This is a genomic window from Dyadobacter sp. BE31 (assembly GCF_031457695.1).
In the GTDB taxonomy this organism is placed as follows: domain Bacteria; phylum Bacteroidota; class Bacteroidia; order Cytophagales; family Spirosomataceae; genus Dyadobacter.
The window spans coordinates 565,625-586,562 of the sequence record NZ_JAVDXA010000004.1 but is presented as its reverse complement, the minus strand read 5'-3'; the positions used below and the strand labels follow the sequence as shown (position 1 = coordinate 586,562).

General features: G+C 49.0%; 17 protein-coding genes, 1 tRNA gene and 1 pseudogene. 15 read left to right on the top strand and 4 right to left on the bottom strand.

The genetic code is table 11. The features are described 5' to 3' along the window. Window positions 1–70 precede the first annotated feature (70 nt). The 4 genes from metH (at window position 71) to J2Y43_RS23065 (ending at window position 7,060) form a co-directional block, all read left to right on the top strand. Window positions 71–3,895, top strand: a complete 3,825-nt coding sequence (gene metH, locus J2Y43_RS23080) for a methionine synthase (RefSeq protein ID WP_309986762.1) — start codon at window positions 71–73, stop codon at window positions 3,893–3,895. Between the two features lie 200 nt (window positions 3,896–4,095). Next, complete coding sequence (locus J2Y43_RS23075; RefSeq protein WP_309986764.1) at window positions 4,096–4,644, top strand: nuclear transport factor 2 family protein; 549 nt, start codon at window positions 4,096–4,098, stop codon at window positions 4,642–4,644. A gap of 95 nt (window positions 4,645–4,739) precedes the next feature. Further along, the gene (locus tag J2Y43_RS23070) at window positions 4,740–5,978 is read left to right on the top strand and encodes a NupC/NupG family nucleoside CNT transporter (protein WP_309986768.1); all 1,239 of its coding nucleotides are present in this window, start codon (window positions 4,740–4,742) and stop codon (window positions 5,976–5,978) included. A gap of 155 nt (window positions 5,979–6,133) precedes the next feature. Continuing rightward, on the top strand, window positions 6,134–7,060 hold the full coding sequence (locus tag J2Y43_RS23065) for a YihY/virulence factor BrkB family protein (protein ID WP_309986770.1): 927 nt from the start codon (window positions 6,134–6,136) through the stop codon (window positions 7,058–7,060). A gap of 65 nt (window positions 7,061–7,125) precedes the next feature. Here the strand turns inward: J2Y43_RS23065 and sppA are convergent, their stop codons facing one another. Further along, window positions 7,126–8,892 carry a signal peptide peptidase SppA gene (sppA, locus tag J2Y43_RS23060; protein ID WP_309986774.1) on the bottom strand — a complete coding sequence of 589 codons (1,767 nt, stop codon included), beginning with the start codon at window positions 8,890–8,892 and terminating at the stop codon, window positions 7,126–7,128. A gap of 200 nt (window positions 8,893–9,092) precedes the next feature. Here sppA and J2Y43_RS23055 point away from each other — a divergent pair, with 200 nt between their 5' ends. Beyond that, entirely contained in the window at window positions 9,093–9,599 is a 507-nt protein-coding gene (locus J2Y43_RS23055; protein WP_309986776.1) for a histidine phosphatase family protein, read from the top strand. Window position 9,600: 1 nt separating this feature from the next. Next, window positions 9,601–9,807, top strand: coding sequence for a hypothetical protein (locus J2Y43_RS23050; protein ID WP_106597116.1), 207 nt, complete (start codon window positions 9,601–9,603; stop codon window positions 9,805–9,807). A 4-nt stretch (window positions 9,808–9,811) separates the two neighbouring features. Here the strand turns inward: J2Y43_RS23050 and xerD are convergent, their stop codons facing one another. Further along, on the bottom strand, window positions 9,812–10,708 hold the full coding sequence (gene xerD / locus J2Y43_RS23045) for a site-specific tyrosine recombinase XerD (protein WP_309986780.1): 897 nt from the start codon (window positions 10,706–10,708) through the stop codon (window positions 9,812–9,814). Between the two features lie 34 nt (window positions 10,709–10,742). Here xerD and aroQ point away from each other — a divergent pair, with 34 nt between their 5' ends. Further along, window positions 10,743–11,159 carry a type II 3-dehydroquinate dehydratase gene (aroQ, locus tag J2Y43_RS23040; RefSeq protein WP_309986782.1) on the top strand — a complete coding sequence of 139 codons (417 nt, stop codon included), beginning with the start codon at window positions 10,743–10,745 and terminating at the stop codon, window positions 11,157–11,159. Window positions 11,160–11,314: 155 nt separating this feature from the next. Here the strand turns inward: aroQ and J2Y43_RS23035 are convergent, their stop codons facing one another. After that, window positions 11,315–13,801 (bottom strand): M14 family zinc carboxypeptidase, encoded by a 2,487-nt coding sequence (locus J2Y43_RS23035; RefSeq protein ID WP_309986784.1) that lies wholly within the window; start codon window positions 13,799–13,801, stop codon window positions 11,315–11,317. Between the two features lie 254 nt (window positions 13,802–14,055). On the opposite strand from J2Y43_RS23035, the gene J2Y43_RS23030 reads away from it, so the two are divergent. From J2Y43_RS23030 to J2Y43_RS23010, 5 genes and pseudogenes are all read left to right on the top strand, one after another. After that, window positions 14,056–14,127 (top strand) — tRNA-Glu (locus J2Y43_RS23030). Window positions 14,128–14,323: 196 nt separating this feature from the next. Then, complete coding sequence (locus J2Y43_RS23025) at window positions 14,324–14,674, top strand: transposase (protein ID WP_409014466.1); 351 nt, start codon at window positions 14,324–14,326, stop codon at window positions 14,672–14,674. An 82-nt stretch (window positions 14,675–14,756) separates the two neighbouring features. Continuing rightward, window positions 14,757–15,653: pseudogene (locus tag J2Y43_RS23020) on the top strand (transposase). A 104-nt stretch (window positions 15,654–15,757) separates the two neighbouring features. After that, window positions 15,758–16,786: an NAD-dependent epimerase/dehydratase family protein gene (locus J2Y43_RS23015; protein WP_309986789.1), complete on the top strand. Its 1,029-nt coding sequence runs from the start codon at window positions 15,758–15,760 to the stop codon at window positions 16,784–16,786. A gap of 364 nt (window positions 16,787–17,150) precedes the next feature. Further along, window positions 17,151–19,331, top strand: a complete 2,181-nt coding sequence (locus J2Y43_RS23010; RefSeq protein WP_309986791.1) for a T9SS type A sorting domain-containing protein — start codon at window positions 17,151–17,153, stop codon at window positions 19,329–19,331. Window positions 19,332–19,401: 70 nt separating this feature from the next. Here the strand turns inward: J2Y43_RS23010 and J2Y43_RS23005 are convergent, their stop codons facing one another. Further along, window positions 19,402–19,674 carry a hypothetical protein gene (locus J2Y43_RS23005; protein ID WP_309986792.1) on the bottom strand — a complete coding sequence of 91 codons (273 nt, stop codon included), beginning with the start codon at window positions 19,672–19,674 and terminating at the stop codon, window positions 19,402–19,404. Between the two features lie 101 nt (window positions 19,675–19,775). On the opposite strand from J2Y43_RS23005, the gene J2Y43_RS23000 reads away from it, so the two are divergent. The 3 genes from J2Y43_RS23000 to J2Y43_RS22990 are packed head-to-tail and all read left to right on the top strand — an operon-like array spanning window position 19,776 to window position 20,780. Continuing rightward, window positions 19,776–20,111 (top strand): helix-turn-helix transcriptional regulator, encoded by a 336-nt coding sequence (locus J2Y43_RS23000; RefSeq protein WP_309986795.1) that lies wholly within the window; start codon window positions 19,776–19,778, stop codon window positions 20,109–20,111. 42 nt (window positions 20,112–20,153) lie between these two features. Continuing rightward, complete coding sequence (locus J2Y43_RS22995; protein WP_309986797.1) at window positions 20,154–20,432, top strand: type II toxin-antitoxin system RelE/ParE family toxin; 279 nt, start codon at window positions 20,154–20,156, stop codon at window positions 20,430–20,432. 12 nt (window positions 20,433–20,444) lie between these two features. Beyond that, on the top strand, window positions 20,445–20,780 hold the full coding sequence (locus tag J2Y43_RS22990; protein ID WP_309986800.1) for a HigA family addiction module antitoxin: 336 nt from the start codon (window positions 20,445–20,447) through the stop codon (window positions 20,778–20,780). Window positions 20,781–20,938: the final 158 nt, after the last annotated feature.

The window sequence follows — 20,938 nt, the reverse complement described above, 5'->3', positions numbered from 1 at the left end:
GGTTTAAATTTGTCAATTCAGAAGCTCTATGCTTTTCCGGCGAAATGATAATCAGACATTTAAAACACTTATGGTAGCAACTCAAAAAGCAGATATCCGCGAAATTCTTAAAAACCGTATTCTGGTACTGGATGGCGCTATGGGTACGATGATCCAGCGGTACAAATTGCAGGATCACGACTACCGGGGAGAACGGTTTGCAGACTGGCCGCACGACGTGAAAGGGAACAATGACCTGCTCTCACTGACGCGCCCGGACATTATTAAAGAAATTCACGCCGCCTATTTCGCGGCAGGGGCAGATATTGCCGAAACCAATACATTTTCAGGCACGACCATCGCCATGGCCGACTACGGCATGGAGGAAATCGTGTACGAACTCAACTACGAATCCGCGCGGCTCGCACGCGAAGTTGCCGACGAATTTACCGCGCGTGAGCCGCATAAGCCGCGTTTCGTGGCCGGTTCCATCGGCCCGACCAACCGTACCGCATCGCTTTCGCCGGATGTGAACAACCCCGGCTTCCGCGCCATCAGCTTCGACCAACTGGTGGAAGCCTATTATGAGCAGGTCAAAGGCCTCACCGACGGCGGCTGCGACGTGCTGCTCGTGGAAACGATTTTTGATACGCTCAATGCAAAGGCCGCGCTTTTCGCGATCGACCAGTTCTTTGTGGACGCGAAAGCGGGTAAGGTGCCGCACCTGGAATCATGGCGGATCGAGCCAGGGCAGGCGCTGCCGATCATGATTTCCGGAACGATTACCGATGCGTCGGGACGTACCCTTTCGGGACAAACTACCGAGGCGTTCCTGACTTCAGTATCGCATTTACCACTATTATCAGTGGGCTTGAACTGTGCATTAGGGGCCGATTTGATGCGCCCTTACGTGCAGATCATAGCCAAAGAATCGCCTTTCTACACTTCTGCGCACCCGAATGCGGGCTTGCCGAACGAAATGGGTGAATACGACCAGACGCCGGAGCAAATGGGCGAGATCATCGACGGGTTTTTGAGGGATAACCTGGTCAATATCATCGGCGGCTGCTGCGGAACCACGCCGGATCATATTCGTGTGATCGCGGATATCGCCGGCAAGCACAGCCCGCGGCCATTGCCGGCTTCGGAAACGGTGATGAAGCTTTCCGGATTGGAACCAGTGAAAATCAATGCGCTGACCAATTTTGTAAACATCGGCGAGCGCTGTAATGTGACCGGCTCGAAGAAATTTGCCCGACTGATCCGCGAAAGCAAGTACGACGAAGCATTGACCATCGCGCGTGAGCAGGTGGAAAGCGGCGCGCAGGTGATCGACGTGAACCTGGATGAGGGTATGATCGACGGCGTGGAGGCGATGAAGACATTTGTGAACCTCATTGCGTCCGAGCCCGATATTTCCAAAGTGCCTTTGATGATTGACTCTTCGAAATGGGAGGTGATCGAATCCGGTTTGAAATGCGTGCAGGGAAAATCCATCGTGAACTCGATTTCTCTCAAAGAGGGTGAAGAGAAATTCAAGGAATCGGCGAGAACAGTGCTTCGCTATGGTGCTGCTGCGGTAGTAATGGCTTTTGATGAAAAAGGCCAGGCGGATAACTACGAGCGCCGCATTGAAATCTGCGAACGCGCTTACCGCATTCTGGTGGACGAAGTGGGTTTCCCGCCGGAGGATATCATTTTTGACCCCAACATCCTGACCGTCGCGACGGGCATGGAGGAGCACAATAACTACGCCGTTGATTTTATCAAAAGCGTGAAATGGATCAAGGAAAACCTTCCGCATGCGAAAGTTTCGGGCGGTGTTTCCAACGTGTCGTTCAGTTTCCGTGGTAATGAGCCGGTACGTGAGGCCATTCACACCGCATTTCTTTACCACGCGATCAAGGCTGGAATGGATATGGGTATCGTGAATGCCGGCCAGATCGGTATTTATGATGAAATTCCGAAAGATGTTTTGGAACTGGTGGAAGATGTGTTGCTTAACCGCCGTCCCGACGCGACGGAACGTTTAGTAAGTTATGCGGAAACCGTAAAAGATAAAGGTAAAACGCAAACCGGCCCCGACCTTTCGTGGAGACAACTTCCCGTGAAGGAACGTATGGCGCACGCATTGGTGAAAGGTATTGCCGATTACGTGGATGAAGATACCGAAGAATGCCGCCTGTTGTTTGACCGTCCTTTGGAGGTGATCGAAGGGCCGTTGATGGATGGGATGAGCATTGTCGGTGACTTGTTTGGCGAAGGTAAAATGTTCCTTCCGCAGGTCGTGAAATCGGCGCGTGTGATGAAGAAAGCCGTGGCCTATTTGCAGCCATTTATCGAGGCTGAAAAGCAGGAAGGTGGTTCATCTGCCGGTAAAATCCTGCTCGCTACGGTAAAAGGTGATGTACACGATATTGGCAAGAACATCGTAGGCGTGGTGCTCGGTTGTAACAACTACGAGATCATCGACCTCGGCGTAATGGTGCCAACCGACAAGATACTGGCGGCTGCACAGGAACATAATGTAGATATCATCGGTCTTTCGGGCCTTATCACGCCTTCGCTGGACGAAATGGTGGGTGTAGCGAAAGAAATGGAGCGCCGCAGCATGAAAATGCCGCTGCTGATCGGTGGCGCGACGACATCCCGCATTCACACGGCGGTAAAAATCGATCCTAATTATTCCGGACCGGTTATCCACGTGCTCGATGCGTCGCGGTCCGTACCCGTGGCCGGAAAGCTGATTCAGAGTGAACAAAGCCAGGCTGAGGTATTGGCAGATATTAAGGCAGAATATGCGAAGCTGCGCGATGATCATTCGAAGCGTGGCGGCGAAAAGGCGCATGTGGCCATCGGTAAAGCAAGGGATAACAAAGCAAAAATCGACTGGACGAATTTTCAGGCCGTGAAACCGCAGTTCCTGGGCACGCGCGTGTACGATGACTACGATCTGGCCGATATCGCCAAATACATCGACTGGACGCCGTTCTTCCAGACCTGGCAGCTGCACGGGAAATACCCGAAAATCTTCGATGATACAGTCGTAGGTAAGGAAGCGATGAAGCTGTACGAAGACGCTGCGGTGTTGTTAGGCGAAATCATTCGTGATAAAAGCCTGAAAGCACGTGCGGTGGTGGGTTTCTGGCCGGCCAACTCGATCCAGGATGATATCGTGCTGCACCATTTCGAAGAGGAAACGAAGGAAGTACCATGCGAACGCCACGGCTCGCATCAGCATATTGAATACAAAATCAGCCAGCAAGGTGTCGAAAACCTGAATGCGGGCGAACTGGTAGCCGATATTGCCGCGGTGTTGCACCATTTGCGTCAGCAAAGCCAGAAAGCGGCCAACCTGCCGAACTACTGCTTGTCGGACTTCGTAGCACCGCTCGAATCCGGTCATACCGATTACATCGGCGGTTTCGCGGTTACGGCTGGCGTAGGCATCGAGGCATTGCTGGAAAAGTATGAAAAAGATCATGACGATTACAACAGCATCATGATCAAGGCATTGGCCGACCGGTTGGTCGAAGCCCTGGCTGAGCTAATGCACGAAAAAGTGCGCAAAGAGTTGTGGGGTTATGCGAAAGCGGAGAGCTTCACCAATGAGGAATTGATCAAAGAAGAATACAGCGGCATTCGTCCGGCACCGGGTTACCCGGCCTGCCCGGACCATACCGAAAAACGTCATTTGTTTGATTTGCTTGGTGCAGAGGAACTTGGCATCACGCTTACAGAGAGTTTCGCGATGTACCCTGCAAGCAGCGTGAGCGGCTGGTATTTCTCGCATCCGGAGAGCCGTTATTTCCCGGTTGGTAAAATTCACAAAGATCAGGTCGAGGATTACGCGAGGCGCAAAAACATGCCGGTAGAGGAAATCGAGAAATGGCTTTCGCCGGTGCTCGCATATTAAAATAGTATTTATTTAAAAAGTGCAAAAAGAGAATAGTTAGTTGCTATTCTCTTTTTTTGTGCCCAAAACATACTATTTTTTACAAAAGGGCGTAATTAGGTGGTATGCCGTGTAGTAATCAGGTATTTATACGCTATTTTTTTGTAGTTAAGCGCCGGATATTTGCATCACTTAAGTGAGAACTTAATAGTTTATTAGCCATGAAAAGAAATATCTCAGTTTTCATCCTTCTGATCCTGCTGGCATCGTCCTTTAAATACAGGAGCATGACAAGAGAAAACACTCTGCCAGTCATTACCGCCGGTTACGACAGCAAACCATCACCCAAGGCCATTGCAGTGTCCTCTCTGGACGCTGCGGTCGCCGATCTTCACAAAGCCAATCTTGAAATGGCGAAGGGCAATCCGGAATTCTTTAAATCATTATGGTCGCATCAGGATGACGTTACCTTATTCGGAGGTGTCGAAAACCTGGATTCGAAAGGCTGGAAGGCGGTGGAAGCGAGTTTGAACAACACCGGATCAATCCCTGCGAAAGATGTAACGTATACATACGAAAAAGTTGCGATCCAGGAAGGCAATGCACAAGGCTATTTGATTCAAAAAGAGCATTACCGCTTCGCCGACGGTCGCAGGGCCGATCTGCATGTTACAGTCCTGTTCCGGAAAGAAAACAACGTCTGGAAAATCGCACATCGCCAGGCCGACTCCCTTCCAACTGATGCAAAATCAGACAAAACGTCTAAATAATTGCCTCTCTTCCTGATATTTTGAGTTAGTTGCGACCATGCGACTAATTTGTTGTTATTTTGCACCTTTGGTTAAAAAGTGACAACAAACTACGCATGGAGAGATTTACAGGATTGCTGGGTATCATATTGATCCTGGGCATTGCATTTGCGATGTCGAACAACAGAAAGGCCATTAATTACCGCACAGTCGCCGTTGGCCTGGGCCTGCAATTCGGGCTCGCAGTCTTTATCCTCCGAACCGAAATTGGCCAGCGAATTTTTCAATGGCTGGGTGAAAAGGTCCAGAAATTACTCTCCTTCTCCGACAAGGGCGCCGATTTCGTTTTCGGCACATTGGTGCGCCCCGATCTGATGCAGCGCGCATTCGGTCCGGGCAACGATTTCGTTTTCTTCTTTAAGGTTATCCCAACGATCATTTTTGTGGCCGTATTGGTGAATATGCTCTACCATTTGGGCATTATGCAGCGCGTGGTGTCGGTTATCGCGCGGGCTGTGTACTGGCTCATGGGCGTGAGTGGTGCGGAAGCGCTCTCCAACGTGGCGAGCACGTTTGTAGGGCAGGTTGAGGCGCAAATTATGATCAAGCCCTATTTGAAAAACATGACCAACTCCGAGCTCATGGCCTCCATGACGGGAAGTTTCGCTTGTATTGCGGGCGGCGTAATGGCTGTGTACATTTCGTTGGGTGTGCCGGCGCCTTACCTCATCGCCGCGAGCCTGATGGCCGCACCGGGCGCATTGGTTATTTCCAAAATTGTGTTTCCGGAAACCGACAAATCGGATACAAAGGGAATGATAAAGCTGGAAATCCAGAAAACGCACGCCAATCTGCTCGACGCCATCGCTGCGGGGGCGGGAGAGGGCCTCAAAGTGGGTTTCAATGTGATTGCGATGCTGATCGGCTTTATTGCGCTCGTTGCATTGCTCGATTATCTGCTGGGCTATATCGGCGGTATTTTCGCCTTTCCGCAATTGAGCTTCAACTTTATTCTCGGCAAGATATTCTCTGTCTTTGCATGGGCTATGGGCGTTCCGGCCAAGGATATCGAGGCGGCGGGTTCATTGATGGGTACGAAAATGGTGATCAATGAATTCGTGGCTTATCTCGATATGGTGAAATTGAGAGACACGCTCGACCATAAAACTATTGTGATTACCAGCTTCGCATTGTGCGGCTTCGCCAATTTCAGCTCCATCGCCATTCAGGTGGGAGGGATCGGCGAGCTGGCCCCTTCGCGGCGTGCAGACCTGGCCCGGCTCGGTTTCAAGGCATTGATCTCCGGTACATTGGCTTCTTATATGTCGGCTACTCTTGCCGGGTTGCTTTTGTAGCCAGGTGTAAAATAAAATGCAAATGGACATGAAAAGAGCACATTGGTTGCTCTTTTCTGCTTTTAGAGGTTTTCTGAAAAAAGATGCAGCCCGGTTGGCATAAAAGTTTTTACCAGCAGGTTATCAGCATTCTACAAACCATATCAACACATTATATGATGAAACGTATCAAACTCTTCTGGTCTTTGCTTCAAGACAGCGTCGATGAATTTTTGAACGATAACGGTATGAAACTCGCTGCCGCATTGTCGTATTACACTATATTTTCCCTGGCGCCGATGTTGCTCGTAATCATTTCGGTGTTTAGTATTTTTTTCGGAAGGGACGCGATTCAAGGTGAGTTGTTCGGGCAAATCAGTGGACTGGTGGGCGCTTCCGCCGCCTCGCAATTGCAGGAAATCCTGAAAAATGCCGAGTTGTCAAACAAATCCGGGATGGCGGCGGCGATAGGTATTGGCACATTGCTGGTGGGTGCTACGGGGGTGTTTGCCGAGATGCAGGATTCCATCAACTTTATATGGGCTATTAAAGCCAAGCCGAAAAAGGGGTGGCTGCAATACCTGAAAAACAGGCTGATCTCATTTTCTCTGATCCTCACGCTGGGCTTTTTGCTGGTGGTCTCCTTAGGCGCGAGTGCACTGGTCGATCTGTTAAGTTCGAGACTGGAAGCGTTGTTTTCCGAGGCGTCCGTGGTCGTTTTTTACATTGTTAACCTAGCGCTGGTACTTTCTATTATTACCGCGTTGTTCACCGTGATATTCAAAGTGTTACCGGATGGCGACCTGCGCTGGAAGGAATGCCTCGTCGGCGCCGCATTTACGGCCGTTTTATTCCTGATCGGGAAATTTGTCATTAGCTTTTACCTCGGTCAATCCGATCTTGGGGCGGCCTATGGTACGTCTGCATCCATCGTGATCTTACTGACCTGGATTTACTATTCGTCGATCATCCTTTATTTCGGGGCCGAGTTCACGAAGGTTTACGCACGTCTGGATGGCATTGCAATAGCGCCAAACAAACACGCCGTGTTGATTGTAAGGAAGGAGCTTGACAAGAAAACCGGCGTCGATGTGACTGACTGAAAATGCTGGCCGCCCGTGGCCCGCAAATGCATGCCTTTCTACTTGATAATATAGACCGGTGACTCTTAACGGATCACCAGCTCGAAAGGCATGCGGGTCTGCATACCACCCATATTCATGAGTTTTTGATACATTTTGACATACGGAGCAAGGTCTCCCAATGCCTTGTTCGTCGCTTTTTCCTCATTGCTGCCCAGGAACTTGTCGATCATTTCGTCCAATGGGCGTTTTTTCTCCGGATAGTAGCGTACGCGGTAGTCACCTTCGTTCAACTTGGCAGCTTTCGCGGCAATTTTGATCGCATCGTCCACACCGCCCAACACGTCCACAAGGCCATTCTGCTTTGCCTCTACGCCCGACCATACCCGGCCCTGCGCGAGGCCTTTCAGCTTTTCGACCGGCATTTTACGGCCTTCGGCGGCTTTGCGTGTAAACGTTTCGTAACCTTCATTCACACTTTTCTGGATCATCGACTTTTCGAATTCGGTCATTTCGCGGGTAGCGGTTGGCCAGTCGGCATGCGGACTGGTACCGACACCGTCGAACGTGATCCCTAGTTTGTTGTTCATGAAGTCGGTTACATTGAAGATCAACCCGAAAATACCGATGGAGCCGGTAATCGTATTAGGCTGGGCCACAATGGTATCACAGCCCATGGCCATATAGTAACCGCCGGAGGCCGCTACGTCGGACATCGACGCAATGACCGGTTTCTTTTTAGCGGTAATCTGGATCTCTCGCCACATAACGTCCGAAGCCAATGCACTGCCGCCGGGCGAGTTAATGCGGATCACAACCGCTTTGATTTTGTCGTTTTCACGGATTTCTTTCAGTTCTTTGACAAACTTGTCGGAGCCGATATTCTCGTCGCCACCATCGCCACTGGTAATTTCCCCCTCGGCCACGAGTACGCCGATACGTTTGTTGAAATCACCTTTCTCGGGTGCATTGGATCCGTCGAGGTACTTGCTGACGCCCACGTAGGAGATGGACTTATCGGCATCCACTTTCAGTTCCTTTTTCAACGCGGTTTCCAGTTCATCCTGGTAGCCGAGGTGTGTGATAAATTTATATTTCAATGCAGATTTCGGGTTTTCGACGGCAAGCGAGTCGGCCAAGTTTTTGAGCTGATCCACCGGAACACCGCGCGAAGCAGAGATATTTTTCAGGAAGTTGTTGTTGATGGCACCGATCAGTTCAATAGACTGTTTCTTGCTGGCCTCACTCATGTCCTGCCGCGAGAACATTTCAATGGCACTTTTGAATTCACCTACCCTGAATACCAATGGTTTGATTTCGAGTTTATCAAATGTGCCTTTGAAAAAACTGTATTCGGCCGAGAGCCCGTTCCATTCAATGCCACCCGCAGGATTGAGGTAAATCTTGTCGGCCACGGAAGCGATGTAGTAACCCTTTTCCGAATAGCTTTCGCCGTAGGTTACGATGAATTTCTTCGATTTTTTGAATTCCAGCAGCTGGTGACGGATTTCTTCCAATGTAGCCCAGCCAGCTTCCGGGCCTTCTGTTTTCAGGTAAATTCCTTTGATTTTGTCGTCGTTCTGAGCGCTTTTCAATGCATCGAGAATATCCTTCAAGCCCACCACCGTTTCTTCACCGGTGAATGGTAACCCAAATTCCGACAACGGGTTATCGACACCCACTTCCCTGATAGGCTGGTTCAGGTCGAGTTTGAGTACGGATTTCTCTGAAATTGTCGCTTTTTCCTCCGAAGAAAGCGCCGCACCTATGCTGCCAATGATAACGAAGGAAAGGAACACGAAGAGGATAATGCCCACGAAGGTAGCCAGGACATATTTAAGGAACTGTAACATAATCTATTGCAAATGGATTTCTTCTCTATAAGTTGATCAAGGAACAAAATTACGTATTAATTGTCGCGCTTTGTGGACGAAATAATGTCAAAAGGTAGTTTATCGGTATTAAGTGGTTGAAAATAACCGTTCCAATTTTTCGGCTTGAACCGGCAGTTTTACAAAAGCAGATTATTTACTTTTGAAGAAAAAACCAGCACATGAAAAAGACCCTCATTTTAGTCCGGCACGCGACCGCCGAAGATCAGAGTTTCAGAATCAAGGATTTTGACAGAAATCTGAACAGTAAGGGGTTGTCGGAGTCGCTTGCGATGGGGAAATGGCTGGTTCAGGAAGGAGTAAAGCCCGATGCCTTTGTGTCGAGCCCCGCGTCACGCGCATTCAAGACGGCCGAGATCATCGCAGGGCAATTTAAAGTGTCGGTAGATGACATTCAGAGGCAGGAAGGAATCTACGACGGTGGCCCCAGGGCCTATTTGCAAGCGGTGAACAATGCTTCGGAACAGTACTCGACACTGATATTGTTCGGTCACAATCCTGACATTACCTATTTCGCTGAATACCTGTCCGGGGCGAGTATCGGTTCCATGAAGAAGGGCAGTGCCGCTTTTATTGAATTTAAAAATCAGAAATGGGAAGAAATATCTGCGAAAACCGGTGATCTGGTGCTTTACAAGACGCCCAAGCAGGTAAGAGAAGAGGAGTAAAATGGAACAGCCAAATCGCAACAGGAAAATATTTATTTTCGTTTTTATCGCATTCGTAGCGTTGTTTGCCTACATTTCATACGACATGTCGAGCCGTACAACAGCGCCTTGGAACAAGCCCAAACAGCTCAAACGGGCATTGCCGGGGGCCACTCCCGATTCCGATTCACTGAAACTGGATTCGCTGCTAAAAGAAGTAGAAGAATAGCCGCTCAGCTTCTGGGGTGAAATTCGGTGATGATCTGCCGGAGGTAATCCCTGTCGAGGTGGGTGTAAATCTCGGTGGTGGTAATCGACTCATGCCCTAGCATTTCCTGCACAGCACGTAAACTCGCTCCGCCCTCGATAAGGTGTGTCGCAAACGAATGCCGGAACGTATGCGGACTGACGTTTTTGTCGATCCCAGCCTTTTCGGCCGTGTCTTTGATCATCAGGAAAATCATCACTCGTGAAAGCTGGCCGCCGCGCCGGTTCAGAAACACAATGTCTTCACTGCCTTTTTGAGGAGCAATATCACCCCGCACGTGGTCGAGGTAGATTTGCGTGTACTTAATAGCCTCCCGGCCAATGGGTACCAGCCGCATTTTGTCGCCCTTCCCGATAATGCGCAGGAAACCGATGTCGAAGTGGCAGTTGGTTAATTGGAGGTCCGTAAGCTCCGACACGCGCAATCCCGAACTATACAATACCTCCATGATCGCGCGGTTCCGTGTGCCTTCGGGTGTAGAATGGTCAATCGCGCCGAGCATTGTTTCAATCTCTTCATAGGAAAGCACGTCGGGTAGTTTGCGCGGCAGGCGAGGGGATTCGAGTAGTTCGGTCGGGTCTTCCGTGATCTCGTTTTCGAGCAATAAATATTTGAAAAATGCCTTGATTCCCGAGAGCATACGTGCCTGCGAATGTGCGGCGAGCCCGAGCTCTGCAATGTATTTAAGAAATGCCGAGAGGTGTTCTTCCTGTACGCGGGCAGGCGCGAGGTCGATTTTACTCAGTTCCAGAAACTCTTCCAGCTTTTCGACATCCCGCACGTACGCTTCCACCGAGTTGCCTGAGAGCGAGCGTTCGAGGCGGAGATAATTTTTAAAATGTTTGATGTAGCTTTGCCACATAGCGTAAGAAGAATTTATGAATGCTACAAAGCAAATGAAAAAGATATTGATCCTGAACGGCCCAAACCTGAATCTTTTGGGTAAAAGAGAGCCCGGTGTGTATGGAAATCAGTCATTCGAAGACTATTTCGAAACATTGAAAGCGGTTTTTCCTGACGTGGAGCTGCATTATTTTCAATCGAACCACGAAGGCGGACTGATCGATAAAATACACGAAGTAGGCTTCTCATTCGACGGGATCGTTATCAATGCAGGCGGTTACACGCACACCTCCATTGCCCTGGCGGACGCGCTTTCGTCCGTTACCACACCGGCTGTTGAGGTGCATATTTCAAATATCCACGCCCGGGAGTCGTTCCGGCACCATAGCTACCTTACCTCGCGCTGCAAGGGCATTATAGCGGGCTTGGGGCTTAGGGGATATGAGTTGGCGGTGCGGTACTTTGTTTAAGGAATGAATGAGTGAATGATTGAATGAGTGAAGGGAAATAGTCAGGAAGTCATTCGTGGTCAGGAATTGTTTGATTAAATATTCTAAACAATACCTGACCACATCTGACATACTTGACTTTTTATTCGGTCATTCACACATTCAATCATTCAAAATTACCTAAACACCGCGTTGCCAAACAGCACTTTTCCTTTCTCCAACATCGCGCGGAACACGGGGTCGTCCATCAGGTAGATCACCTGCCCGCGGCCCATTTCCTGGGTGCCGATAATGAGCGTGTTTTTCAACCGGCCGGCCATCTTGGTACCCACAAATCCGGCTTTGTAATTGTCTTCTTTCAAATAGCCTACATTCCAACCTTCTTTGAGGTAGTCACGCTCGTAAGCATCGCGGACGATCGTGAAATAGGCATCGCCGCATCCAAAAGCCAACGGATGGGTGCGATCCATCGTGATCTGGAACATACTGCCCGGCGAGGAGTCGCTCGCGTCTTCACGCTGCTGTTCGCCGTATTTTTTGAAGGTATCCTCGTCCTTTCTTTTTTCAGAGAATTTTTTGGTTAAACCAAAACCCGTTTTGTTCACGAATGCATCGGTTGCATGCTCCATGGCAATCAGCTTTCCTCCATTCTTGATCCAGCCTTGAAGTGCTTCGAGTTGTTTTTCCTGGATGATATCGCCATAGCGACCATCCGGTAGGATCAGCACGTCGATTTCGTTCCAGGGCAGGGCGGCCAGTTTAGCGGCATTCACGATCGTTACCGGATATTTGATCTGTTGTTCGAAATAATGCCAGACAGCTCCAAACGCGGTTGCAGAAACGCCATCGCCAGCCAGCGCTACTACTTTCGGCGCTTTGAGCGCAACAACATTATCGTTCCCGAAGTCGGGGCCAGTGCTCACGAAGCCGGTTTTGACGGGCGTGAGTTTCACGGCGTGTTTGTTTGCCAGCGACGTAACCAGGTTATCGAACGGAATGCGTTCATTGCCTTTTCTGGTGATGATCAATGTGCCGGCCGGGTAGCTGTTTTTGTCCATTTCAAACGGCGTATTGGACGTTTTGACCAGCACGCCACCCTTCAAGAGCTCGGCCAGGAACGCGGCATCCCCGGCATTCGACCAGTTGGCCAGATAAGCATAAGGCGGAGGGGAAGGTATCGTATTTTCAGCCGTAACCGACTGATTAGCAGCAGGTGTCAGCTTTTCTTTTAAGCCATAAGCCTTCAATCCAAAAATATATGCGAGGCCCCAGCTGGTAACATCGTACGTTACGGAATCTTCGAGGGCCGGCTTGGGATCAAACAGGATGCGCAATAAATTGGATTTAGGTTGATAGGCACTGATCAGCAGGTCATTATCGTCTATTTTAAGTGTCTGATCGGTTAGGGTAGTAAGCTCCGTACCTTTGGCGGACGACGATTTGCCTGCGATACCGTAATTGAATCCCTGGCGGTCGAGCCATTTGCTGAATGCCCGCGTATTTTCACTGCCGCCAGCTTTGATAACATAGGTTTTGAAATTTCCCGTCGGCGCATTGGCGGCGTCCTGATGAAACCGGATAAACTCGGTCACCACTTTCTCCTTTTGCGACATTACGGCTTCCAAAGTGGCCAGGCTGGTGGCGTAATGGTGCGCAATGCGGTTGTTGAGGGTAAGCGTATCATGTTCGTTCACCCGTTCGAGCGCGAGGCCTGCGCGTCCGCCCCCGCCTTGCTCGTACGTAACGCCGATTGCGCCGTTAGCGGTCGGCCAGGTGTCGCCGTAGCTGGGGTAAAACAGGTCGTAGTCGTTCCGGGTGAAGTATGCCCAGTTGTTTTTATCGAAATACTTGCGGCAATACTCTCCAACCAGCTCGTTGAACTGCCGCTGCCAGGGCGTTACGTCCTTATTATACGGCTTTGCAGCCGGCGGGAAGTAATAGCTCCTTGCAGCGCCCATTTCGTGGAAATCGGCGTGGAAATGCGGCATCCACTGGTTGTATAATGCGATACGCTCCTGCGTCTCCTTCTGCGTTTGCCAGGCCCAGTCGCGGTTGAGATCGAAAAGATAGTGGTTGAAACGGCCGCCGGGCCAAGGTTCGTCGTGCTCGAGCGCAAATGGTGTAACGTCCGGCGTTACATTTTGAACGCGGTTGTACCACTGCGTGTAGCGCTCGTAACCATCGGGATTAATGCACGGGTCGACGAGGACCACCATGTTTTTGAGAAAATCCTGCGTGAGTGCATTGCCTTTGTTGAGCAGTTCGTAGAGCACTTTCATACTTGTATTGGCCGATACCGACTCATTACCGTGCACATTGTAGCTCAGCCAGACGATCGGCGGCACGGCGGCATCGGCTTTGCCCGGAAGCAGGCCGATACTTTTGAGGTGATTGGTACGGATCGTTTCGAGCTTAGCGATATTCTCCGGCGAAGACACGAATGCGAGCATCAGCGGCCGACCTTCGTTGGTGGTACCATATTGGACGAGTTTCATCCTGTCCGCATTCTGCGACTGAACGGATTTGAAATAGTCGACGATCAGATGGTGATACGCAAATCTGGAACCGAGCGGGAAGCCGAGGAACTGATCCGGCGTCTGAGTTTGTGCAAATGCAGTTTGAATCGAAAGCAAAATGAAAAGGAAGCGGATCAGTCTTGTCATAGGAAGTGAAACGGCGTAAGTAGGTAAACCCAAAGTTAAAAAGTTACCGGAATTACACACCACGGAGAAAGTGATAAAAAAAGTTTGTGTTAAATCTTGTTGATAATGAGTTAACTAAAAATTAATTGATTTTTATTTTTACTCAGGGGTTGCTTTTTAAAATCCGACCCTGCATCTTTGCACCACGTTACGGAAACGCAAACGGAAAAAGTGAAAGAAAGTGTTGAAAAAACGCACGAAGTAGGAGACCAGTCGGCCCATTCGTCTAGCGGTTAGGACACGACCCTTTCACGGTTGAAACAGGGGTTCGATTCCCCTATGGGTCACAAAACCGTGCAAAAGAGCACTTTCAGCTAACACTTTTAGAGCCGGTCGGATGAAAATCTGACCGGCTTTTTTTAATCCTCGAAACCGCCCTTGCATTGCCCGGGTGTGCAGGGTAGCCATTGTTTCGGATCAGTCCGAAAACTTGGGGGGCGAAGAAAAAAGTAGTTGTTTTGCGATGAATCAACATTGAATGCATTGCAAGAGTCCTATTTAGCCCTAGTCCGCTTCCTTTTACCCGAGGGTATCCTCGATTACTTCGAACTTTCCAAAATCGTTGAAGGCCTCACCGGCCTGCACATCTATCTGGAAGAGAAAAACCTTCCTCCTTCCGAATACAAAGACCAAAAGTTAGAATCAAAAGGCTTTCTGCCTGAGATATACATTCAGGATTTTCCAATTCGCAATCAGAAAGTTACGCTATGTATCAAGCGACGTCGATGGGAAACCAAGGATACTGGTGAAATAGTAAGCAGAGACTGGAATGTTGTACAGCAAGGAACGCGAATGACAAAGGAATTTGCGGATTTTTTAAAAGGATTGTATTGATAGCAACCCTGTCAGTTGCTCCCAGTTAGGTAAATACTTCCATTTAGACGGCAAACAGCTCCAAGAGCAATATAAAAACCACATAAGCGATTATAAGGATTGGGATCAGCGCGAGCATGCTGCCGAATGGCTTTTATACTCAAAGAATACTGGTCCTCATTTAGGTATTGACGAAACGTCACTTTCGAATGGAGAGCTTTATACCATTGTGACCAACAAAGCTGCCAAAGGCCGGAAAGGCTCGTTGGTAGCGATGGTGAAGGGCACACAAGCCGAGGTAGTCATCGATATTTTGCGGAAAATTCCCAAACGTCTCCGTGAAAAAGTGCGAGAAGTGACGCTGGACATGGCCGCTAGTATGGGAATGATTGTGAGCCGCTGTTTCCCAAAGGCATCAAAGGTCATCGACCGTTTTCACGTTCAGAAATTGGTGTATGAAGCCGTCCAGGAAGTAAGGATCAAATACCGATGGGAGGCGCTAGATGAAGAAAATCAGGCTGTTGAAAAGGCCAGGAATGTTGGCTTGTCTTATCAGCCAGAGATTCTTGCCAATGGCGATACCCTTAAACAACTACTAGCCAGGAGCCGGTACCTATTATTCAAACATTCAGACAAGTGGACTGCTTCCCAGGTTCAACGTTCCAGGTTACTTTTTGAACGCTATCCGGTTATCCACGAGGCTTATAAACTGGCAACAGGATTAGGGACAATTTTTAGGAGTTGTAAATCCAAATAACAAGCCTTTAAGAAGCTGGCGCTTTGGTACAATGCTGTCGAAGATTGCGGTCTGGGCTCCTTCAAAACTGTGGCTCGATCCATTCAGACCCATTATCTGGACATCCTAAACTTTTTCAACAACAGAAGTACAAATGCTTCGGCGGAGTCTTTCAATGCCAAAATCAAGGCTTTTAGGTCGTCTTCCAGGGGTGTCAGAGACATTCCGTTTTTCCTATTCAGACTCACGAAACTTTATGCCTAACCTCCCCCCAGATTTTCTGCTTGATCCATTGTTTCCGATGTAAAGGATTCGTTAAATCTGCATCAGGCAGTTACTTCCGATCGGGACAATGGGTATCTTTCTTTATGAAAGTATTGGTAACCGGCAGTGCGGGGTTTATCGGGTTTCATACTGTGGCGAAACTACTTCAAGAGGGTTTCGACGTAGTAGGCCTCGATAATATCAACGATTATTATTCGCCCCAGCTCAAATACGCAAGACTCAAAGAAACGGGTATCCGACAGGACCTGATCAAATGGTACCAGCTTGTACAAAGCTCAGTGAGTAGCCGTTACCGCTTCGTGCGCATGAACCTCGAAGACAAGCAGCAACTTTTCAGCCTTTTTCAATCGGAACGGTTCGATTACGTGATCAATCTCGCTGCGCAGGCGGGTGTGCGATACTCGATCGAGAACCCGGATGTTTACGTACAATCCAATATCATCGGGTTTCACTACGTACTTGAAGCATGCCGCTATTTTCCTCCCAGGCATCTCGTGCATGCATCGTCATCGTCGGTGTACGGCGCGAATGCTAAAATCCCTTTCGTGGAAGACGACAAAGCCGATTCGCCGATGAGCCTTTATGCAGCGACAAAGAAGGGCAATGAACTGATGGCGCATGCATACAGCCATCTTTATAAAATACCTGTCACTTGCCTGCGGTTTTTTACCGTGTATGGCCCGTGGGGCCGCCCCGACATGGCACCAATGCTCTTCGCCCGCGCCATCCAGGAGGGAGAGCCGATCCAGGTGTTCAACAACGGAGAAATGGAACGCGACTTTACGTTCGTGGGCGACATTGTGGAAAGTGTGGCGCAAACTATGCTCGCCAATTTTGACGGGGAGCCGCCATACCGGGTGTTAAATATCGGCAATGGGTCGCCGGTCAACCTCATGAAATTTATTGAAGAACTCGAACGGAATTTGGGCGCAACAGCGATCAAACATTTTCTGCCAATGCAGGCCGGTGATGTTCCCAGAACCTGGGCGAGTGGCGAAAACCTTGAAAAAATCACGCATTACAAACCTCAGGTTTCACTCAACCGGGGAATTGCGGAATTTGCCCGGTGGTACCTCGAATATAGCCATCGGCTAATGGCTTTTCATGGCTGAACAATCCGTGAAATTGCCTCTTGCTTCTCTCTGAATTTACCAACTAGTTCACGCAATTGTGGAGCTAGTTCTCGCTTACACTCAGTCATTTGCAGATTTTGCATTTTTCTCACATTTATTTTTCTCATTAGATTTTGGGGGAGCTTGTCACAAAAATTGTGTCTGAGAATAAACTAGGGGCGATTTTACTAAGTTGTTGCTTATCGGGCGGAACGTTTCACTGATTGAGTGAGCAATATTATTCTACAAGTATAAAATCTTTTCTAGGTCTTTGTAGTATATTTGGAACGAACGAAAGTGTTGGTTTCAAATTGTCTTACATTCGATTATTTCGTTCGCATCGCCCACTTATTTTTTACGCTCTATGAAATTTTTACTGAAACTTGTTTTTGCGGGAGGAGTGATAAGCTCGGTGGCAGCGGCTCCTAACAACGACGCTGGAAGCATGGGAATGCCTGCGGACAGCGTAAATGTGGAAAGCAGTATTGCAAACGACCTGAACGGCTCTTACGAAATCAGGAATCCTTATGCAGAGTCTGCGGACGAATCTTTCACCATTGCGGCCAAAGCGGCTGCGCCTCTGGCATCCCGCGTTTCGTGCGGTGGCCGCACCTGGACCGACGGCGAATACCTCGGAAGAACCGGCGACGGCAAAGCGGTGAACATCCTTCTCAAGGACAACCGGATATACCTCAACTGGGCAGGCACCATTGCGGATAACCTTTTTATCCTTTATCACCTGCAAGAGGGGACTTTCCAGCCAAGTGCTGAAAATGATGCGCTGATCCTCGGCTGTATCAATCCGGTTGACCCGAGCACGGCACCTGTGAATATGCTGGGTACCAACGGCGCCGGCCAGATTACCTGTAATGGTGTAGTGATGCCGGATGGTAACCGTTTGGGTGTGTTTGTGGGAAGCACAGGTAATACCTACCAATTTATTAAGTATGTCGATGGTTTGCTGCGTGTGAAGATCAAGCAGGGAGAGAACGATACCCGGGAGGATAACTACTACATGGGTTTGCTCGCTGAGACGGTTACGGGAAACAACGGAAGCTACCTCGATCCGCAATGGAGAGGGGTATTGACTACCGCAATGGTTACAGGCTGTTTCTGGCCTAATGCCCCTAAGACAGCTACTCCACTACCTGATAATAACTGTGCGTCTGGCCCGGCCATTAGCAACGTAAGCAACATCAGCCAAACGGCTTTGACGGTTTCATTTACCGGCTCCGGTGCGACCAGCCTCAAATGGCGCATCAAATCGGGTGGTACCGCGGTAAGATCGGGCACAACCAACGATTTCGGCAGCGCGACTTCGACAAACATATCGTACTCCTCGCTGGCTCCGGGTAATTACACATTGGAAATCGAAGGTAACAACTGCTCTTCGGCAGTAAGCAGCCGCGCATTTACGATCAACGAACCTGTGGTAACGATTCCCGACTGCCAGAACGGACCATCGGTGAGCAGCATCACTTCTATTACGCCAAGCAGCGCGACAATCAACTATGCCGGTACCAACCTGCACGTGTTTTCGTGGAGAATTCTGGACGGCAGCAATTTTGCGGTAGGAAGCGGTAAAACGGGTACACTTACCTCCAACACAGCTAACCTGAAATTCAGCTATCTGCAAAATGGTACTTATACTTTCGAGTTGAAGGCCGAGGATTGCAAAGCGACGTCGGTCGTTACAAAAAGTTTCAGCGTCTCAGCAACCGACACACGCACTGCATGTACACGGGGACCCAATTTGCAGTCGATCGTATCCTCGGGTGAAACTGGCCTGCAATTCCTTTTCGACGGGGATAATGTATTTGCCATCGACTGGAAGGTTAAAAAAGACGGCGTTCTCCTTCGCCAGAACAGCGTTGCACCAACGAGCAATACACCGACGATCAGCTACAATACATTGGCAACCGGTGCATATACCCTCGAAATCCAGGGTGGAAACTGTAAATCCACGCCTTCGACTATCGCATTTGGCGTGAACGTTCCGCTTCCCATCTACATTTCTAATTTTGAAGGCAAATCCGTTGAAAAAGGGGTGGAGCTGACTTGGAACGTTGTGGAAGAAAAAGACGGAAAAGAGTTTGAAGTGCTGCGTTTCGACAGCCGCATGTCGAACGAAGAAGTACTTGGTAAAGTAGCACTTACAGATCAGCGGATCGGTAAATACAGCTTCCTGGATGAAAATCCGTTGTTGGGTACAAACTACTACCAGTTGAAGCAGATCGATATCGACGGTACTTACACTAAAAGTAAAATCGTTGCGGTTAATCCGGGTATTATCTCTGGTACGATTATCGCGCCAAACCCTGCTCAGGATTATGTGAACATTCAGTTCTCATCCCGCACCGCTGGAACTTCGGATGTAACGATCTACAACCTGGCCGGCCAGCCGGTGAGCAACGCATCGATTCGCATCACTGAAGGTAAAAACAGCCATCGCCTGAATGTAAAAAAATTGGGCGGCGGACATTACTTTATGAAGATCAACCATGGCGGCGAAGCGACGAAGCTGCGCTTTATCAAGGCTGAGTGATCCATCAGATAGCATTTCTATGCCAAACGGCCGGGTTTCAATAACCCGGCCGTTTTTTTGTGAAGCTCTTTTAAATGGGCTGGGACCTGATACCCGCGATTCGTTCCAGCGCCAATGTGACCTGCTCGATCCGGTCGACTTGCCCACGCCTCGGGTCAGAGAACGCCTGCGCGACTGAGCGCATATACGCTTCGCCCGTGCGGGTATCGAAAAACGGGTCGTTCAGCGCCAGTTTTTCCCGCCATTTAGGCCCGACCATTTCTTTGGCTCTCGCGAACCGCTGTAAAAGCCGCTGTTTAATCGGCACCATCGCCGGATCGGTCAAACTTGTTTCGATGTGCATAATGTGTAATTTGCGGTTAACAGATTGTGTTTTATCAAATTTAATTCATTTGAAATTAAAATCAATTCAAAATGAATTAAAACTAGTGGCTCTTTTTTATAATGTTTGACTATCAAAGAGTTCGAAGACTTCGCGAGCATTTGCAACTTAGTGAAACCCAGTTTGCTAAGAAGATAGGTGTTGCTCAAAGTACCTATCACAGATTTGAAAAGGGCGCAGCAAGTTTGACGGCGGAAGCGATCAGTGAGATCATAGCCCAATTCGATGCAGATCCGTATTGGCTACTGCTTGGGCGCGGCGGCAATGACCCTGAGTTTATCAATAATGCCGAAGTTATCACCATAACAAAAAATGAATACATCGATTTGCAGCGGAAGGCCTTGCAAAACCAGGACGATCGGATAGCAGCGTTGGAGCGGGAGTTGGGGAGGAAGTAAAATAGTTCGAGCGACGAGGCTTGAAAACTTAATTAACACACTATGATCGAAACAATTTCCCACAAGGGGCTAAGCCTCCTGTTCGCGTTTGATAATCCATCCAAACTGAGTCCTCATCTCGTGGAGCGCATACGTGAAATATTATCAGTGCTTGATGCGGCCGAAGGAATTGAGCAACTGGACATTCCGGGTTACCGTTTGCATAAACTTTCAGGCGAATTCAAGGGTTATTATTCCGTAAGAGTCAACGCAAACTATCGGATAATTTTTCGTTTTATTAATGGGAATGCATTTGACGTAGATTATATTGACTACCATTAAACACCGCGCATTATGATTAAGAAAGGAATGCGCCCGAGTCATCCGGGAGCAATATTGGCAGGAATTATTGAAGGATTGCGAGAAGAAACGGGAAAGAATTATTCTACTACCGAAATCGCTCTCGGCCTCACGGTAAGCAGCGAAACGCTTTCTTCCATATTAGATCAAAAGTCGGCCATCAATGCAGAAATGGCAGTCAAACTTTCCGAAGCATTTAATACAAGCGCCGACTTGTGGCTGAATTTACAGCGGAATTATGATTTATGGGAGGCTGAGAATAGGGTCAATCGCGATGAAATTACGCATTTTGTTGTAGATGAAGGTCGCTCTGGGCGGCTTTCGGCATAGGCTCTCCAATAAATAAGTCCGCACTTCGCCAACTTCTGCTGTGGAGGCTTCTTCAACTATCAAATTGGCGGCATAATGGACCCGCCTCCATAGCTATGTACAGCCAGTCTCAATGACTAATGCAATTGTTTGTTTTGAATACATTCCAGGGCTCATAT

Bases quoted from the DNA above. Each gene is read 5' to 3' on its own strand.
- metH (WP_309986762.1), top strand. From the start codon at position 71: ATGGTAGCAACTCAAAAAGCAGATATCCGCGAAATTCTTAAAAACCGT.
- J2Y43_RS23075 (WP_309986764.1), top strand. From the start codon at position 4,096: ATGAAAAGAAATATCTCAGTTTTCATCCTTCTGATCCTGCTGGCATCG.
- J2Y43_RS23070 (WP_309986768.1), top strand. From the start codon at position 4,740: ATGGAGAGATTTACAGGATTGCTGGGTATCATATTGATCCTGGGCATT.
- J2Y43_RS23065 (WP_309986770.1), top strand. From the start codon at position 6,134: ATGATGAAACGTATCAAACTCTTCTGGTCTTTGCTTCAAGACAGCGTC.
- sppA (WP_309986774.1), bottom strand. From the start codon at position 8,892: ATGTTACAGTTCCTTAAATATGTCCTGGCTACCTTCGTGGGCATTATC.
- J2Y43_RS23055 (WP_309986776.1), top strand. From the start codon at position 9,093: ATGAAAAAGACCCTCATTTTAGTCCGGCACGCGACCGCCGAAGATCAG.
- J2Y43_RS23050 (WP_106597116.1), top strand. From the start codon at position 9,601: ATGGAACAGCCAAATCGCAACAGGAAAATATTTATTTTCGTTTTTATC.
- xerD (WP_309986780.1), bottom strand. From the start codon at position 10,708: ATGTGGCAAAGCTACATCAAACATTTTAAAAATTATCTCCGCCTCGAA.
- aroQ (WP_309986782.1), top strand. From the start codon at position 10,743: ATGAAAAAGATATTGATCCTGAACGGCCCAAACCTGAATCTTTTGGGT.
- J2Y43_RS23035 (WP_309986784.1), bottom strand. From the start codon at position 13,801: ATGACAAGACTGATCCGCTTCCTTTTCATTTTGCTTTCGATTCAAACT.
- J2Y43_RS23015 (WP_309986789.1), top strand. From the start codon at position 15,758: ATGAAAGTATTGGTAACCGGCAGTGCGGGGTTTATCGGGTTTCATACT.
- J2Y43_RS23010 (WP_309986791.1), top strand. From the start codon at position 17,151: ATGAAATTTTTACTGAAACTTGTTTTTGCGGGAGGAGTGATAAGCTCG.
- J2Y43_RS23005 (WP_309986792.1), bottom strand. From the start codon at position 19,674: ATGCACATCGAAACAAGTTTGACCGATCCGGCGATGGTGCCGATTAAA.
- J2Y43_RS23000 (WP_309986795.1), top strand. From the start codon at position 19,776: ATGTTTGACTATCAAAGAGTTCGAAGACTTCGCGAGCATTTGCAACTT.
- J2Y43_RS22995 (WP_309986797.1), top strand. From the start codon at position 20,154: ATGATCGAAACAATTTCCCACAAGGGGCTAAGCCTCCTGTTCGCGTTT.
- J2Y43_RS22990 (WP_309986800.1), top strand. From the start codon at position 20,445: ATGATTAAGAAAGGAATGCGCCCGAGTCATCCGGGAGCAATATTGGCA.